The sequence below is a fragment of the Actinophytocola xinjiangensis genome (assembly GCF_001921215.1).
In the GTDB taxonomy this organism is placed as follows: Bacteria; Actinomycetota; Actinomycetes; order Mycobacteriales; family Pseudonocardiaceae; genus Actinophytocola; species Actinophytocola xinjiangensis.
Map to the genome: position 1 here is coordinate 88289 of NZ_MSIF01000027.1, position 16619 is coordinate 104907.

The 16619-nt window shown below is 72.8% G+C and carries 10 protein-coding genes; 2 read left to right on the forward strand and 8 right to left on the reverse strand.

Features of this window, described 5'->3' with window-relative positions; translation table 11 throughout:
- Window positions 1–163: 163 nt before the first annotated feature.
- The gene (locus tag BLA60_RS35670; protein ID WP_075137479.1) at window positions 164–1846 is read left to right on the forward strand and encodes a coiled-coil domain-containing protein; all 1683 of its coding nucleotides are present in this window, start codon (window positions 164–166) and stop codon (window positions 1844–1846) included.
- Here BLA60_RS35670 and BLA60_RS35675 read toward each other — a convergent pair.
- The 7 genes from BLA60_RS35675 to BLA60_RS35705 form a co-directional block, all read right to left on the reverse strand.
- Window positions 1836–3917 carry an acyltransferase family protein gene (locus BLA60_RS35675; RefSeq protein WP_245812375.1) on the reverse strand — a complete coding sequence of 694 codons (2082 nt, stop codon included), beginning with the start codon at window positions 3915–3917 and terminating at the stop codon, window positions 1836–1838. The genes BLA60_RS35670 and BLA60_RS35675 overlap by 11 nt on opposite strands.
- A gap of 88 nt (window positions 3918–4005) precedes the next feature.
- Complete coding sequence (locus BLA60_RS35680) at window positions 4006–4191, reverse strand: PspC domain-containing protein (protein ID WP_075137481.1); 186 nt, start codon at window positions 4189–4191, stop codon at window positions 4006–4008.
- A 66-nt stretch (window positions 4192–4257) separates the two neighbouring features.
- The gene (locus tag BLA60_RS35685) at window positions 4258–5496 is read right to left on the reverse strand and encodes a protein kinase domain-containing protein (protein WP_084735794.1); all 1239 of its coding nucleotides are present in this window, start codon (window positions 5494–5496) and stop codon (window positions 4258–4260) included.
- Window positions 5497–5533: 37 nt separating this feature from the next.
- On the reverse strand, window positions 5534–6472 hold the full coding sequence (locus BLA60_RS35690) for an asparaginase domain-containing protein (protein ID WP_075137483.1): 939 nt from the start codon (window positions 6470–6472) through the stop codon (window positions 5534–5536).
- A gap of 88 nt (window positions 6473–6560) precedes the next feature.
- On the reverse strand, window positions 6561–8999 hold the full coding sequence (locus tag BLA60_RS35695) for a polysaccharide lyase family 8 super-sandwich domain-containing protein (RefSeq protein WP_075137484.1): 2439 nt from the start codon (window positions 8997–8999) through the stop codon (window positions 6561–6563).
- 87 nt (window positions 9000–9086) lie between these two features.
- Complete coding sequence (locus BLA60_RS35700; protein WP_075137485.1) at window positions 9087–9566, reverse strand: nuclear transport factor 2 family protein; 480 nt, start codon at window positions 9564–9566, stop codon at window positions 9087–9089.
- Between the two features lie 44 nt (window positions 9567–9610).
- Window positions 9611–12874, reverse strand: a complete 3264-nt coding sequence (locus tag BLA60_RS35705) for a S8 family serine peptidase (RefSeq protein WP_075137486.1) — start codon at window positions 12872–12874, stop codon at window positions 9611–9613.
- A gap of 77 nt (window positions 12875–12951) precedes the next feature.
- Between BLA60_RS35705 and BLA60_RS35710 the strand changes: the two genes are divergently transcribed.
- On the forward strand, window positions 12952–13896 hold the full coding sequence (locus tag BLA60_RS35710; RefSeq protein WP_075137487.1) for a helix-turn-helix domain-containing protein: 945 nt from the start codon (window positions 12952–12954) through the stop codon (window positions 13894–13896).
- A gap of 420 nt (window positions 13897–14316) precedes the next feature.
- Here BLA60_RS35710 and BLA60_RS35715 read toward each other — a convergent pair whose 3' ends face one another.
- Window positions 14317–16224 carry a molybdopterin biosynthesis protein gene (locus BLA60_RS35715; RefSeq protein WP_075137488.1) on the reverse strand — a complete coding sequence of 636 codons (1908 nt, stop codon included), beginning with the start codon at window positions 16222–16224 and terminating at the stop codon, window positions 14317–14319.
- Window positions 16225–16619 lie beyond the last annotated feature (395 nt).

Below are 16619 nucleotides of genomic sequence, written 5' to 3' on the forward strand. Positions count from 1 at the left end.
AAATCAGCTGGTTCAATGTCCGGTTAATTGATCATCCAATGCGCCGAAGGGCCTTCACTGCCTGCTGCTTCTGCTGGTATACGTGGAATCAACACAGTGTTCGTTGGCGACAAACCTGATCTGTCCATTTGAGACAGTCGGGGTCGATGGGAGTGATGGCCGGGTGGCTGACGGCAGGGAGCTGGTACCACTGCACACCGGTTTCGACGTGGTGATGCGCGGTTACCGGCGCGGTCCGGTTCGCCAGTACGTGCAGAGCGTCGAGGAGGAGCTCCGCATGCTGGCCGCCGATCGCGACGCGAACGCCCACCACGCCGAGAGCCTCACCAGGGAGGTCGAGAAACTCCGGGCAGAACGCGACACGCTGGAACGCCGCATCGACGAGCTCAGTCGCGCGCCGATCGACCCCTCCGCCCTGCCGGAGCGGTTACGGCGCATGCTGGAGCTGGCCAAGGAGGAGGCGGCCGAGATCACCGCCCGCGCCCAGGCCGCCGCCGAGAACTGCTGGGCGACCGCCGAGCAGGCGGCCGGGCGCCTGCGGGCGCGCTACGAGGACTCGATCGCCGAGCTGGACACCCGCCGCCGCGCGATGGAGACCGAGCACCGCACGCTGTTGGCCCAGACCAGGGCCGAGGTCGCCGACATGACGACCGAGGCCGACCGTCGCCGTGAGGAGCTGGACCGCCGGTCGGCCGAGCGCCGCGCGCGGATCGAGTCGGACTTCGACGTCGCCATGGCCGCGCGCCGCTCCGAGGCCATGCAGGAGATCGCCAGCCAGAAACTGCAGGCCAGGACCGAGACCGCCCGCCTGCTGGCGGTCGCGAAGGCCGACGCCGCCAACCGCGTCGCCGAGGCCAAATCCGACGCCACCTACCGCGTCGAGTCCGCCCAACGCAAGGTCAACGCCCTGCACGACGTCCGCGAGCAGGTCGCCTCCCGCATCCAGAGCGCCCGCGACATCCTGGCCAAGGCCGAACCCCTCCTCCAGGCCGCCGCTCCCCCACCCGAGCCAGCCACCAACGGAAAGACCCAGGTCAACGGCACGAAGCCGGCCGACCCGGAGCCGGCGAACACCGCCCCGACCGCCAACGACACAGCGCGGACCAACGACACCAGGCCCACCGCCTCCGAGCCGAAGGCCCCAGCGCCAACCACCACCAGCGCACCCAAGGCCAACAGCACCACACCGACCGACCACGCCAACACCAACGGAAAAGCGCAGGTCAACGAGACGCGGCCAGCCAACCCCGCGCCGGCGAACACCGCCCCAGCCGCCAACGACACAGCGCGGACCAACGGCACCAGGCCCACCGCCTCCGAGCCGAAGGCCCCAGCGCCAACCACCAACGGCACGCCGCAGACCAACGGCACCACGCCAACCCAGCCGCCGGCCGAGCCGGCCACCAACGGCACCAGCTCCACCCCACCGAAGGCCCCGGCACCAACCACCACCAGCGCACCCAAGGCCAACAGCACCACACCGACCGACCACGCCAACACCAACGGAAAGGCGCAGGTCAAGGGCTCGTCCCAGGTGCAGCGGCAGTCCTCGTCCCGGCCCGGTCCCCAGGCCCGCAAGGGCAAGGCGCAGCAGTCCAACGGTGCCCGGCAGCAGGGCCGCCCCAACGCCAAGCCCCAACCACCGGCCGGGGCGAAGACACCGCCCAAGCCGCAACCACCGCACGGTGCGAAGCCGAGGCCACCGCACGGCGCGAAGCCGCAACCGCCGAAGCGGCAGCCGGCGGGCACGGTGGCGAGCACGGTGGCCGGCAAGGACGCCGACACCGCCGAGGGCGACAGAACCATCGACGGACCCACCCGGCGGCTGACGCCCGTCAGCCCGTGAAAGCCCTGGCCAGCAGGGGTGTGAGCGAGCGGACGAACTCTAGGTTCAGATGGTCGCCGTCGTAGTACACGGCGACGTTGCCGACCACCGCGTAGCACCGGTCGGCGTCACAGAAGTGGTCTGACAGGTCGACCAGGGTCACCCCGTCGGTGGTCCTGGCGACCTCGGTCAGGGGGTCCGGCGGGTGCGCGGTGTCCCGGTCGACCGCGCAGGCCAGCGGGTCGGTCGGGTTGAGTGTGACGCAGTCGCGGTCGCGGACCTTGCTGTTGTACGGCGGGTCGGCCAGCACGACGACCCGGGCACCGGCCTCGGTCCAGGTTCGCCAGTACGGTTCCAGGCCGTCGCGGTACTGGTCGAGCTGGCCCCGGTCGCTGCCGTCGTCGGCGAACTCCTCGCGGGCGAAGAACGACACGGCCACGATGTCCGGTTCGTCGGCGGCGATCACGTCGACCATCCGCTCGGTCCAGTCCATGCACGCGCCGGTGCTGCCCTCGGGCGCGCGGGTGCGGTAGCCGACGTAGTCGATGTCGGCGAACGGGCAGGCGCCGAGGTAGCCCAGTTTGAGCACCCAGCGGTTCTCCCGCGCCAGCTCGAACAGCGCGCCCTGCCACTGCTGGGCGTGCGAGTCGCCGACCAGCCACACGGTCCTGGGCGACGCGGCGCCCCGGCTGAAGTCGCAGATCGACGTGGTCTTCGTGTCGCCGGCCGCGTACTCGTCGAGCTGCTCGCACTCGTCCGGGGTCTTGTAGTACTGGTTCGCCGGGCCCATCTCGACGATCTTCGCCGGGCCGAGCGGGTCCTGGCAGCCGTTGGCCGGGTCGAGGGCGCCGGCGCCGTGGCAGAGGCTGGCGCGCTGGGCGGCCATCTCCCGTTCGGCCTGCGTGACGTGCCGGCCGTAGGTCCAGTTCAGCAGCCCGGCGGCGACGGCGACGACCACGAGCCCGGCGACCATGGCGGTGAAGGTCAGCCCGGAGCTGCGGGTGAGCCGCCCCCACGACATGCCCCGGTCCTCGACCAGCACCTTCGACAGGTAGGCCAGCACCACGGCGACCGCGAACACGCCGAGCAGGGTCGGCACGTCCAGGTCGGTGACGCCGAGCACGAACGGCGCCAACATGATCAGCGGCCAGTGCCACAGGTACAGCGAGTAGCTGACGTTGCCGAGGAACTGCACGGGCGCCGACCCGGTCACCGGCGAGTGCCACTGCCGGTCCCGCCCGTTGCCGGCGACGATCACCAGCGCGGTGCCGACCGTGGGCCCGAGCGCGAGATAGCCGGGGAACGGCGTGTCGTGCCCGTAGAGCACGGCGGTGCCGATGATCAGCGCGAACCCGGCGAACGCGGCCAGCGCGGCGGTGATCCTGGGCAGCCCGAGCCGCCCGCCGGCCAGGGCGATCAGCGCGCCGAGCGCGAACTCCCACACCCGCACGGGGGTCACGAAGTAGGCCTCGTTCGGCGACACCTCGGTCAGGTACACGCTGTAGCCGAGCGAGGCGACGCCGACGACCGCGATCCCGATCAGCTGGGCGCGCCGGCCGCGCAGCTTGAACAGCAGGAGCAGCAGCAGCGGCCAGACCAGGTAGAACTGTTCCTCGACCGACAGCGACCAGTAGTGCTGGACGAGGCTGGCGACCGAGTTGAACGCCGAGTAGTCGACGGAGTTGGCCGCCAGCAACCAGTTCTCGAAGTAGAGCGCGCTGGCGAACGCCTCCTGCGCGGTGGCCTCCCAGCGCGGGTAGGGCAGCAGGTAGTAGGCGGCGACCAGGCTCACGCCCAGCACGAGGAACGCGGCCGGCAGCAGTCGCCGCACCCGGCGGGCGTAGAACCGGCCGAGCCGGACCCGGCCGGTGCCGGTGATCTCCCGGCTCAGGTGCGAGCTGATCAGGTACCCGGAGATGACGAAGAACACGTCGACGCCGACGTACCCGCCGGTCAGCCACTGCGGCCACAGGTGGTTGAGCACCACCGCCAGCACCGCGACGGCCCGCAGTGCCTGGATGTCGGCCCGGAACCCGCCCCGCCGCCCGGTGGGTGCCCGCTCACCCACCCGCTGCTCGACAACGGTGCCCACCTGAGTGCCATCCCCCATGTTTCCCGGCGACGATTTTCCACCGCACCGTACCTACTGGTGGGACGTGCCGGCCTGCGGGTGGGTGGGGTCAGTACCTCTTGGGCATCACGAACCAGAGGATCAGGTAGAGGACGAACTGCGGTCCGGGCAGCAAACAGGACAACACGAACACCAGTCGCACCCGGCCGACCGGCCAGCCGTACCGGTCGGCGATCCCGGCGCACACACCGGCGATCATCTTCTTGCTCTGCGGCCTCGCCAACGTGGTGGTCATGCCTCCACCGTCCCCTTCCCCGGACGCGGCGCCATCGTTGATGACCCTGGTTTCGTCCCTGACCCGCTACCGGCCGGGCCAGGGGCCGGGTCCCGGCTGGCCGGACAGGCTCGGCACGACCCTGGCCTGGGTGTCGGCCGGCAGCGGCGTCGCCGGCGACGGCTCGACGGCGGGCTCGGGCTCGCCGGCGGTCGAGTTGGCGACCGGGGCGAGCGGGGCCGGTGTGGACACCGTCGGTGTGCTGCGCGCCGGTGTCGACCCGTCGCCGCGTTCCGGGGCGACGATCGTCGAGCCGGCGACGCCGATGGCCAGGGCGCCGGCCAGCGACGCCATCAACAGCCCGGCTCGGGCCAACCTCGGCTCCCGCCGCAGCGGCAGCACCGGGATGATCGTCGTCGGGTCGCGGACCAGGGCGCCGAGCAGGCCGGCGCAGGTCGCGGCGTCCGGGCGTTCGACCGGTTCGCGGGAGGTCATGGCGGTGAGCAGGCCACGCCACGGCGCGGGGATCTCGTCGCCGATCCGGGGTTGGCGGGAGAGCCTGGCGACCGCGGCCTCCACGGTCGTGCCGGTGTACTCGGGCCGGCCGGTCAGGCACTCCAGCAGGACCAGGCCCAGCGCGTAGATGTCGGCCCTTGGCGTGACGTCCACGTCGGTGACCTGTTCGGGGGCCAGGTAGGCGGCGGTGCCGATCAGCTCACCGGTGAGGGTGAGGTGCGCGGCGCCCATGGCCCTGGCGATACCGAAGTCGGCGAGGAAGCCCTCGCCGCCCTCGTCGACGAGCACGTTGGACGGTTTGACGTCGCGGTGCACGATATCGCGGGTGTGGATGTAGGCGAGCACGTCGGCGATCCGCGTGCCGACCCGAGCGGCGACCACCGGGTCGAGCGGGCCGCGGTCCATCTGGCCGCGCAGGGTGCCGCCGTCGACCAGCTGCATCACCAGGTAGGGCTGGTCGCCGTCGAGGCACACGTCGTGCACGGTGACGAGGCCGGGATGGGACAGGCCCGCGAGCAGCCGGGCCTCGGCCGCGAACCGGTAGAGCGACAGGCGGCTGCCTTCCCGCCGGAACACCTTCACCGCGACGTCCCGTCCGAGCAGGACATCCACCGCCGAGTACACGGTAGCCACCCCACCGCGGCCGAGAACCTCACCGATCCGGTATCGGCCGTCCAGCAGGGTGACGGGGCCAGAAGTGGCCGGAGACGAATTCCGAAGCTCCACAGGCACGCACCCCCTCTCCCATGTGGACGATGCGTACCACCCCGAATGCAACCCGAAACCCACGTGACGGCGACTCCCCCGCACCGGGGGTACCGGCGGTTTTCCGTGCCCTGTCTGACGATTACAGCGCGTTCAGCGCGGCGAACCACTTCTGGGCCGCGACCACGCCACCACCGTCACCGAGGGCGACCATCAGGCCGATCCTCGCCTTTTCGGGTGACAGTCCTCCGGCGCCGATCGCGCCGAGACCGCTGACCAGGCCCACTGAGCCGGTCGGTACCCGGGAGGCGACGACCACCGGGACATCCATCGACACGGCCCCGAAGACCTGGGTGAACAGTTCGACCGGAACGTTGCCGGCACCGGTACCGGCCAGCACCAGCCCGCGCGCCCCGGCGTCGGTGACCGTGGTGACCAGCGAGGGCGGCATGTCCGGGTACACCGCGAGCAGGGCGACGTCGGACTCCGGTTCGGCGGGGCCGCGCGGTGGCCGGGGGCCGCGCCGGTCGAGCCGGACCGCGCCGCCGTCGACCCGACCCAGCGGCGGGTGCCACCCGGAGGTGAACGGGGTGGCGCCGACCGGGTCGGCGAGGGTGGCCCAGCGGGCGGCGTGCACCTGCCCGCCCAGGCACACCAGCGCGCCGGCTCCCCGGGCGGCCGGGTCGGCGGCCAGGGTGAGCGCGGCGGCCAGGTTGGCCGGGCCGTCGGGGTCGGCCACGGCCAGGGTGGTGGTGGCGCCGGTGAACACGATCGCGCCGCGCGCGGCGGCCGGGCCGGCGGTCAGATCGGCCAGGAATGCGCTCTCCGCCAGGGTGTCCAGGCCGTGGGTGACCACGACACCGGCGAACCCGTCGGCCGCCAGCGCCTGGCGCACCCGCCTGGCCAGCGCGAACTGGGTGGCGGTCGAGATGTCCCAGGACGGCTCGGCCAGCACGTCCTCGACCACGACCCGCGCGCCGGTGTACCCGGACTCGGCCAGCAGTTCGGCGCCGGTGGCGACCGAGGACGCCCGGTGGGCCATCGTGTCGCCCGTGGCCAGCAGCAACAGCGGTGGGCTCATACGGCGCCCACCGCCACGACCACCAGCACGGCCACCACCAGCGGCACCAGCACCCAACGCATGCCCCCATATATAACCCGCTGAGGGGTTATATGCCAAGTGTCGCGGTGAAGGACGCCCCGTGGGCCTGCCGGGTCCTGGCCCGGACCTGGGTACCACCCGGAACCCGGCGCACCTCGACGCCCTCGTCGACCGCCAGCGGGCGCAGCCGCTGACCGCGCAGCAGGACCGTGATCTCGTCGCGGCCCATCGTCGGGTCCGACACCGCGACCGCGACCCGCCGGTCCGGCAGCCGCCGGGTGATCACCGACGCCGGGCCGTGCACCGACAACCGGCCGGTGTGCGCCCAGCCGTCGGCGAAGGTGTTCGCGGCGACCAGCCCCAGGCCGGTGTGGGTGATCGCCTGCACGCGCCGGTCGTTGGCCAGCACCCGCACCGGCCCCCTGGCATACGCCAGCAACGCCGCCTCGGTCGCGCCGGGAACCAGCAGGTAGGCCAGCTCCCCCGCCCCGGCCACGGTGACCGTGAACACGTTCTTGGTGACCGCGGTGTCCGGGTTGGCCGCGCGCACCACCCGCCGGCTACGGGTCACCGGCGCCAGCTCCACGGTGACCCGCGGCCGGTCCGGGAACACGTAGCCCACGGCCGTGCCCTCGGTCTCGTTGGCGTAGCGCAGCCAGCGGGGCCGGCTGGTACCGGGGACGGCGCCGCCGAGCACCACCCGGTCGGCCGGCGCGGCGATCCGACTGTCCACAGTGGTCACGACGGCCCGGCCGTCCGGGTCGTGGATGCCGGCGGCGAGCACCACGATCTCGTCGTCGAGCAGGAACCAGGACTTCGTCGCCCGCGCGTTGCGGTAGGCCACGAAGTCGTCCGGCAGGATCCCGGCCGCCTTGTCGACGAAGGGCACGTCGTCGGCCAGCACCATCGACGCCGCCCCGTACGCGCCGAGCGTGACACCGCCGGAGTGGGTGTTGGTGGCGCGCGGGAAGTAGACGTAGGTGTTCTGCGACTCCGAGGAGGACGTGAAGCCCAGCGGATGCCCCGGGTTCTCGTACCAGAACCGCCCGTACAGCTCGGGAATCGTCGACCGCTCCTCGACCGGCACGGTCGTGCCCGGCAGCCGGTAGGGCGAGACGGTGGTCAGGAAGTCCACGCCGTGCGCCGCCGTCTGGTCCTGCCCCGACAGGTACAGGTGGTGGGCGCCGTCGCCGGAGAACCAGGGCACCAGGTTCTCGCCGTTCATGTACTCGTAGCGGCTGATCCGGTCGGAGCTGCGGGCCAGGGCGAAGGCGTAGCCGGGGCGGCGGTGCACGGTGCGGTCCATGGCGTTGAACGCGACCGTGCGCGCCGGCGGGTTCAGGTCACCGGCCGGGACCGACGGGTCGGCCATGATGTCGGCGTAACGCTGGATGCTGCCCGGCGAGACGAACCCGGTCGGGTCCAGCGGCGCGGCCGAGGACTCCCGCAGGTGCTTGACGTAGCCCTTGAGCGCGGCGGCGTCCGGCACGTGGTCGGCCAGGTCGACGATCGCCTCCAGCACGACCGCGACGTCGGTGTAACCGGTGGTGGTCCGCGACACCGCGCGGCCCTTGACCACCTCCATCATCCAGCCCTCGAAGATCAGCGGCGCGAACCCGTTCACCACCCAGCCGCGCACGACCTCGACCAGGTCGCCGCCGCCGGCGTGCGCGGTGCCGTCCAGGATCTTGATCGTCTGCACGACCCTGGTCAGCAGGCCCTTGCCGTAGGAGCCGGTGTAGGCCACCGAGTGGTGCTGGATGAACGAGCCGTCGGCGTAGTAGCCGTCGGTCACGCCGTGCTGGAGGTGGTACGGGTCGATCGTGGCGAACACCGTGCGCTGGTCGGCCAGCGCCTTGGTGATCCGCGCGTCCTCGCCCAGCAGCGCGCCCTGCAGGACGCGGTTGGTGGTGATGTCGGCCAGGTTCGCGCCGGTGTGGAAGCGCGAGTCGAGGTCGACGTCGCCGTCCTTGCCGTTGCGCAGGTAGGCGTCCATCGACGCGACGTAGGTGGTGGTCAGGTCGCCGGTCCGGCCGGCGAGCAGGACCAGTGTCCTGGTGACCGACGCGGAGATGCCGATCTCCCAGTGGAACCAGTTCCCGTAGTAGCCGGCGGACTGGTCGCCGTAGTACCGCTCGTGCAGCCAGCGCAGGCCGTCGAGGACCCGGTCCTGGACCGCCTCGTCGTCGAGCAGGGCACTGCCGGGCGCGCGGGTGGCGAGCGCGATCTCGTAGAGGTACTGGAAGCTGCGGTTGAGGTTGGCGTCGTCGGTGCCCAGCGGCACGCCGGCGAACAGCTCGCCGTCACCGGCGGCGTCCAGGCCGGCGAGCCGGGCGCGGGCGGTGTCGGTGATCAGCGCGAGCTTGCCGGCGACCTCCTGGCGGGCGTTGGACTCCGGTGTGCCGGCGACGATCGCCACGGTGTTGGCCAACAGGCGGTCGGCGTCGGCGCGCGGGGTGGGCCGGGCTGGCTGGGCGGTGGCCGTCGGCACCGACAGTGCCGTCATACCGGCTGCGGGGACCAGGGAAAGGGCTTGTCTCCGGGTGATGCGCACTCTGGCAACGATAGGCAGCGATCGTCCACACCGGTAGGTTCAGCCGGCGGAGTGCGCTGCCCACCGGTTGGCCGTCAGCCGGAACCCCGGCAGGTCGGCCAGCGAGAGGCGGTACTCGTAGGTGCGCTGGTAGCCGGTGTGCCGGATCAGCCAGACGCCGTCGGTGCGCTGGTAGCGGTCCTCGTAGAACGCCGCGCCGGCGATCACCACCTGGTGGCGGGTCGCGATCACCGTGTCCTCGAAGCTCCACACCCCACTGGCGGTGTCGCCGTCGACGTCGATCTCGGGCTGGCCGGCACTGTGGGTGGTGATCATGTCCTGGCCGAGGTGGTCGCGCAGGAAGCCGACGACGGCCTCCCGCCCGGACAGCGCCAGCGGCTCCCCCAGGGCCGGGGTGCCGTAGTCGGCGGTCGCGTCGGCGGTGAGGGTCGCCGCCACCCCGGCCCAGTCCTTGGTGTCCACGCAGCGCAGGTAGCGGTACTTCAGGCGCCTGATCTCTTCGAGTGCGACGAGGTCCATTCCTCCAGCCTGCGCCGGAAAGCGCGACAAAACAAGAACGTGTTCTAGCGAACGGGGTAGGCGTCGACGATCGTCTGGCTGATCGACCTGCCCTGCTCGCCCGACCCCTCGACCCGCACCGACACCGCCTGCCCCGACCGGGGCGAGATCAGCGCGGCGACCAGGAACGTGCCGTCCGGCATCGGCAGCACCAGCGCGCGCTCCCACCGCCGGCCCTGGTCGGTCGAGGTCCACAGCCGCAGCGAGCCGCGCTCGGTGGTGATCGGCAGCAGCGGGTTGTGGTTGCTGATCAGCCGCGCGCCCATCACCAGCGGCACCCGCGCCGCCAGCCGGCCCTGCGCGTCGGTCGGCGGCTGCTGGTGCACCGCCAGCAGCTTCGGATCGGTGGCCCACTGGTCGGGGTTGGTCGGCGCGGCCGACGGGAACGTCCACGTCGTGTCGATCCGACTGCCCAGTCGCAGCGCGCCCGTCGGCCGGGCGGTGTGCTCCAGGCGGAACTCGGCCCGCTCCGGCGAGTCGATGTCGAACCAGGAGCTGCCGGGGAACGCCGCCGGCTGCTCGACCCCGTCGCGGAACAGCCGCAGGGAGGTCTCGCCCATCGCCGCCGGATCGGGGTTGCCCCGGTGCTCGCCGTCGGTCAGCCCGACCAGCAGGTCCATCCGGGTGCGGTCGTGCGAGCCCTGGAACACCCCCGGGGTCATCGCCCGGAACCACACCGGCGCGTGTCGCGACCCGGCGCGGTAGCTGGTCGGCGGCGAACACTGGGTGAGCAGCCAGCGCGGCCCGGCGACACACTGCGTCCACTGCGCGTCCGGCCGGGCGCTGACCCACTCGGTCCGCCGCTGCGGCGCGGTTTCCGGCCGGTAGAAGCCGAAACCGGGGTAGAGCGAGCCCAGCATCTCCCACGAGCCGACGTACTCCTGCTCGCCGGGGCCGGCGGTGCGCAAGTCGGAGTCCAGCCGCGCGAGTTCCCGCGTGGAGGTCCGGTAGGCGGGCGGGTCGGGCACCACGTCCTGGCCAAGGAGCAGCTCGAACCGCTCGCCCCGGTCGCGGCCGGTGCCGTCGAGCTCCCACTGGGTGTGCAGCGCGGTGCGGCCGTACCTCGGCTTGCGCGTCGTCGGCTGGAGGAACACCCGGCCCTGCGCGATCTCCTCGGCGGTGACCGGGAACGCCTCGCCGATCGAGCCGGTGTTCGCCTCGTCGTGGTGGGCGTAGTGCACCGCCGCCACCGCGACCGTGGTGCTCTTGCCGGTCACCGTCGCCGGTTCGAGCTTCTTGGCCCGGCGCGCGTCGACGGTGTAGTCCCGGTCCTGGGTCAGCATGACCTCCGGCTCGCCGGCCAGGGTCACCGTCGCCGGCGCGTCCCCGGCCGCCGGGGTCTCGATCGTGGTCAGCACGCTGATCGGGCCGGGCACCAGCCTCGCGGTGCCCTGACCGTTCTCGTCCAGTTGCACGATGGTGAACCCGCCGCCGGTCGTCGGGTGGATCTCCTCGACGTTGCCCAGCCACACCGTGCCCCCGGCGTCCGGCTCGCCCCGGCGGTTGAGCACGGTCAGCCGCAGGTCGGCCCGCGGGGCCTCCGCGTAGAACGCCAACGGCATCACCATCGGTTCCCGGTCGACCCGGTCGAGGGTCACCGCACCGACGTACCGGCCGGGCTCGGCGTTGCGCGGGGTGACGGTGACGGTGAACGTCGCCGACGCGCCGGGCGCCACGTCCAGGGTCGGCGGGACGATCGTCACCAGGTCGTCGGGGGCGCGGGTGTCCAGGCCGTCGTAGGCGAAGTCACTGGCGGTCACCGACTCGGCGGTCGTGCCGGTGTTGGTCAGCGTCACCTCCAGGCTGCGCGGCTCGCGGCCCTCGGGGTAGCGCAGGTAGCCGAAGTCGATCGACGGCACGCTCAGCGCCAGGGTCTCGGTGGTGGCGCCCGGCAGGTCGAGCACGCCGGCGCCCTCGCCGTCGATCATCGGGCGCTCACCCCACTTCGGGTCGGCGGTGGACACCAGCGCGCTCTTGATCCGCCGCCAGTCCCAGTCGGGGTGCAGCTCGCGCAGCAGCGCGGCGGCGCCGGCCACGTGCGGGGTCGCCTGGGAGGTGCCGCTGGCCTCGGTGTAGCCGCCGCCCAGCGCGGCGCCGACGATGCCGTCGCCGGGCGCGCCGAGGTCGGGCTTGGCCCGGTACGAGTCGACCGTCGGCCCCCACGAGGAGAACCGCGCGACCCTGCCAGCGCGGGTGGTGGCCCCGACGGTCAGCGCGTTGGCGGCCGTGCCAGGGCTCTCGATCGACAGCTGGCCGGGCCCGCTGTTGCCGGCGGCCACCACGAACAGCGTGCCGGTCGACTCGGTGAGCGCGTCCAGCGCCAGCGTCACCGGGTCGTCGGCGCCGGTCGCGCGGGCACCCAGGCTCAGGTTGACGATGTCGGCGCCCTGCCCGGCGGCCCACTCCATGCCGGCGATCACCCAGGACAGCTGGCCGGAGCCCTCGTTGTCGAGGACCTTGCCCGACAGCAGCCGCGCGCCGTGCGCGACGCCCCGGCGGGCGCCGTCGGCCCCGGCCCCGCTGCCGCCGACGATCGACGCGACGTGCGTGCCGTGCCCGTGGCCGTCGACCGGGTCGCCGGCGCCGGTGAAGTCGGCCTCGGCGGCGATCCGCCCCGCCAGGTCGGGGTGGGTGGCGTCGACCCCGGTGTCCAGCACGGCGACGTCCACGCCGGCGCCGGACAGGCCGCCCGCCCACACCTCGGGCGCGCCGATGCCGGTGAGGTTCCAGTCCAGTTCGGACGCCTCGACCCGACGGTCGAGCCAGACCTTGCCGGTGGCGCCGAACGTGCGCAGCGGCGTCGCGCCCTTGGGCAGGTCGAGCGCGGTGGCGCCGATGCTGGGCAGCGCGCGGGCGCCGGCGGTCCTGGCCAGCGGCGCCGCGCCACGCACGATCACCGGCAGGGTGTCGCGCTCGGCGTCGGCGTAACCCATCCCGACCAGACCGGTGACGTTGAACAGCTCCAGGTCCAGGACGTCGGGCACCAGGTGTTCGACCTGGTCGGGCACCACGTAGACGTCCGCGCCCATGCGCAGCGTCACGACCTCGCGGGTGCCGGCGACCCGACGCACCGACACCCGGTCCCCCGCGACGGTCACCACGTCACCGGTGATCAGCGTGACGACGCCGGCCGGTGCCGGGCTCGCCGGGGAGGGTGGGGCCGCGGCCGCAGGCGGCGCGGCCACGGCCCCGGCCAGCATTCCGCCCGCGATGATCGCGAAACACCCGAACAGCGCGGCGGAACGTCTGCGGAAACCTCGTGCTGGCATGGACTGTTCCTACTGGACGGTCGAGGCCGGCGGAACGGGTGTGTGATGTCGGATTGTCGCCATGTCCATAATCGGACATGCTGGAGCCGCTGGGGATCACCGAGTTCGCCGAAACCGTCTACCGGTCGCTGCTGGCCGAGCCCGGCAGTACCACACCCGAGCTGACCAGGCGCCTGGACCGTTCCGAACGCGCCGTCCGCCGCGCGGTGGCCGAACTGGAGCACCTGGGTCTGGCCAGCCGCCTGCCCGGCCGCCCCGTGCGCCTCGCCGCCGCCCGCCCCGACACCGCCATCGACCTGCTGGTGGCCCGCCGCCGCTCCGAACTCGACGCCATGCAACGCAACGCCCGGGCGCTGGCCAGAGAGATGGCCGACGAACGCCAGCAACCCGACGAGCTGTTCGAGATCCTCGTCGGCCAACAGGCCGTCGCCGACCGGTTCACCCAACTGGTGACCCACTGCCAGCGGGAGCTGATGGTCTTCGACCGCCCGCCCTACGCCGCCGACGTCCCCCAGGCCGAGCAGGAGGTGTCCGGCCGACTGCGCGAACACCTGACCGTGCGCGGCCTCTACGCCCCGGAGTCCCTGGAGTACCCCGGAGCCCTGGCCGCCGCGAAAAGGGCGGTGGCCAACGGCGAACAGTCCCGCATGCACCCCCGCGTCCCGATGAAACTCGCCATCGCCGACCGCTCGACGGCGCTGCTGCCACTGGTCATGGAGGACATGGTCGCCAGCGCGCTGGTGATCCGCCCCTGCGCGCTGCTCGACGCCCTGGTGGCGCTGTTCGAACTGTTGTGGGACCAGGGAACGCCGCTGATCCCCGAACCGGGCACGGCCGTCCCGCCCGACGCCGGACTACTGGCCCTGCTGGCCGCCGGCGCCAAGGACGAGACCATCGCCAGGGAACTGGGCATCAGCTCCCGCACCGTCACCCGCCGCGTCGGCGAACTCCTCGACGAGCTGGGTGCCCGAACCCGCTTCCAGGCCGGCGTCTTCGCCCAACGCGAGAACTGGCTCCGGTGACCCCCACTCCACAGGCGACAAGTTGTCCACAGGCAAACCCCGACAACCCCTTCCCCCACCTTCTCCCGGGTAGAATGGCGCTGAGGGGTGCCCCCGGTGAGGGTGGGGGACGTGACCTGGGTAAGGCGGCGGCATTGGTGGAGTGTGTCGGCGGTGATGACGGGGCGGGGGTTGGTCGAGTGGGTGAGAGTGACGCGCGGGGGCGTCAGCTGGTCGAATCCATGCGCGGCAAGGCGACGACCACCATGTCCACCGACGAGTTGATGGACCTGCTCCGCGGCGAGTAGCGCATCGCCCTTGTCCTGTCCGGCCGGCTGACGCGATCATCCGCACCGAAGCCACGGCGGTGTTCACGACGATCGGCTGCTGGAGGACGCGGCTTCGGTCCGCTGCCGCGCGTCGCACGGTGGGCGGTGGTCGTCAGCGGATGCGTTTGCCGGTTTCGGCGCAGGAGTAGCCGCCGAGGGACTCGACGCGGACGCGGAAGTCGGCTCGGTCCAGGAGTGTCCACAGTGGACTCAGTTGGGGGTTGTCGAGGTCCTCGGTGCGCAGGACCAGGTCGTAGGGTTCCTCGGCCACCGGGACGAAGTCGAGGTCGAAGGCGCGGGCGGCGGCCAGGATGCCCAGGCCGGTGTCGGCCCGGCCGGCCGCGACGGCGGCGGCGACGGCGAGGTGGGTGTGTTCCTCCCTGGCGTAGCCCTGGATCCGGTCGGGGTCGATGGCGGCGCGGGCGAGTTCGTGGTCGAGCAGGGCGCGGGTGCCGGCACCGCGCTGGCGGTTGACGTAGCGCACGCCCTCACCGGTCAGGTCGCTGATGTCCTTGAGCCCCAACGGGTTTCCCTGGCGGACGAGCAGGCCCTGGGTGCGGTGGACGAGTCGCACGACGGCCACGTCGGCGCCGAGGAGTCTGTCCACATAGGGCAGGGTGTACTCGCCGGTGGCCGGGTCCAGCAGGTGGGAGCCGGCGATGTGACAGAGGCCGTCGCGCAGGGCCACGAGGCCGCCGAGGGAGCCAACGTTCGAGGAGGCGAGGGTGCACAGCGGGTCGGCGGCGCGCAGCGCGGACGCGGCGAGGTCCAGCACAAGGTCGTGCGAACCGATGGCCACGATGGTGCGGTCGATCTCGCGCAGGCCACGCAGCAGGTCCACCCGGACGGTCTCACCAGCGTGGTGACCCTCCACTCCGGACGGGACGACGAGCAGGCCGTCGGCGCGGACCAGTGAGGTGAGGACGCCGGCGCCGCGCGGCAGCGGGGTCGCGACGACCTGGTCACCGACCCGGCCCAGCCGCACCCGCACCCAGTCGTCCATCCCGATCGCCGACGGGAGTTTGCGGGCCAGCCGGGCCGTGGCGGTGGGGCGCTCGGGCGGGGCGGCGCCGACCAGTTCGGCCAGCAGCGGCGCGGCGAAGATGTCGAACGTCAACGCGGCCGACACCGGATACCCCGGCACGCCGATCACCGGCGTGGCGCCGGTCGTCCCGAGGACCACCGGATGTCCCGGCCGCACCGCGACCCCGTGCACCGCCACCGACCCGGCCCGCGCGACGACCCGCGCGGTGTGGTCGTCGCGGCCGGCGCTCGACCCGGCGATCAGCAGTACGAGATCCGCGCGTGCGGCCGCCTCGTCGAGAACCGCCCTGATCAGCTCGGGATCGTCGGGCACGATGTCGGTCACGGTCGCGGCGCACCCGATCTCCCTGGCCTGCGCGGCGAGCATGAGCGAGTTCGTGTCCGGGATGTCGCCCGGCGCGAGGTCGGCGGCGGGCGGCCGGATCTCGTCGCCCGTCGGCACCACCACGACCAGCGGGACCCGCCGCACCGCCAGCTCGAACGCGCCCGCCGCCGCACAGGCGGCGACGTCGACCGGCCGCAGCCGGTGCCCCTCCGGCAGCAGCAGCTCGGTGGCACTGATGTCCTCACCGATGGACCGCACGTGCTGGTAGGGCGGGACGGCCGCCCGCAGCTCCGCCCCGCCGTCGGCCGTGCGGTGCACGTGTTCGCGCATCACCACCGCGTCACAGCCGGGCGGCAGCGGATCCCCGGTGTCCACGACCTCGAAATCGTCGCACCCCAACACCACCGGCGTGGTTTCCGCCGCGCCGACGGTGTCCGCGCTGCGCACCGCGATCCCGTCCATGGCCGAGGCGTCGAACGCCGGCGAGGACCGCACCGCCCACACCGGCTCGGCGCTCACCCTCCCCACCGCCTCGCCCACCGGCACCCGCACCACGTCGACCCGCCCCGGGCACCCGGCGGCGACCCGCGCCTCCCGCCACGCGGCAAGCGCCTGCGCGGCCGGCACATCGGACACGAACGGACTACCCATCAGAACCGACCCCTCGCACAACCGCACCACCCGACACGAACGCGGTGACCCCCGACATCCCGGCGAGAACCCGACCGTCGCACGCGGTCCGCGCACACGACCGACCACGACCATCCACACCAGACACGGCACACGCTGGCCGCCCGCCGAACGGCGCCGATCCGGGCGTGCCGGCCGTCGCCGGCCGTGCCCGTCTCCGGGTGGTCATCTCCGCTGGCGACGAAGTCGTCCCACCGTCCGCGCCGGACGCTCCGGCGGTGGGCCGCGACGCCCGTACCCGCGACGAACCACGCGGCGGAGCCCCGGCGGACAGACCCGTGCGAGTTCCCGAACCCGCGCGGCACCCCGTCGCGGGACCAGCACGCCGCGCCCCACCGACGCCCGGTCCGGCGGTG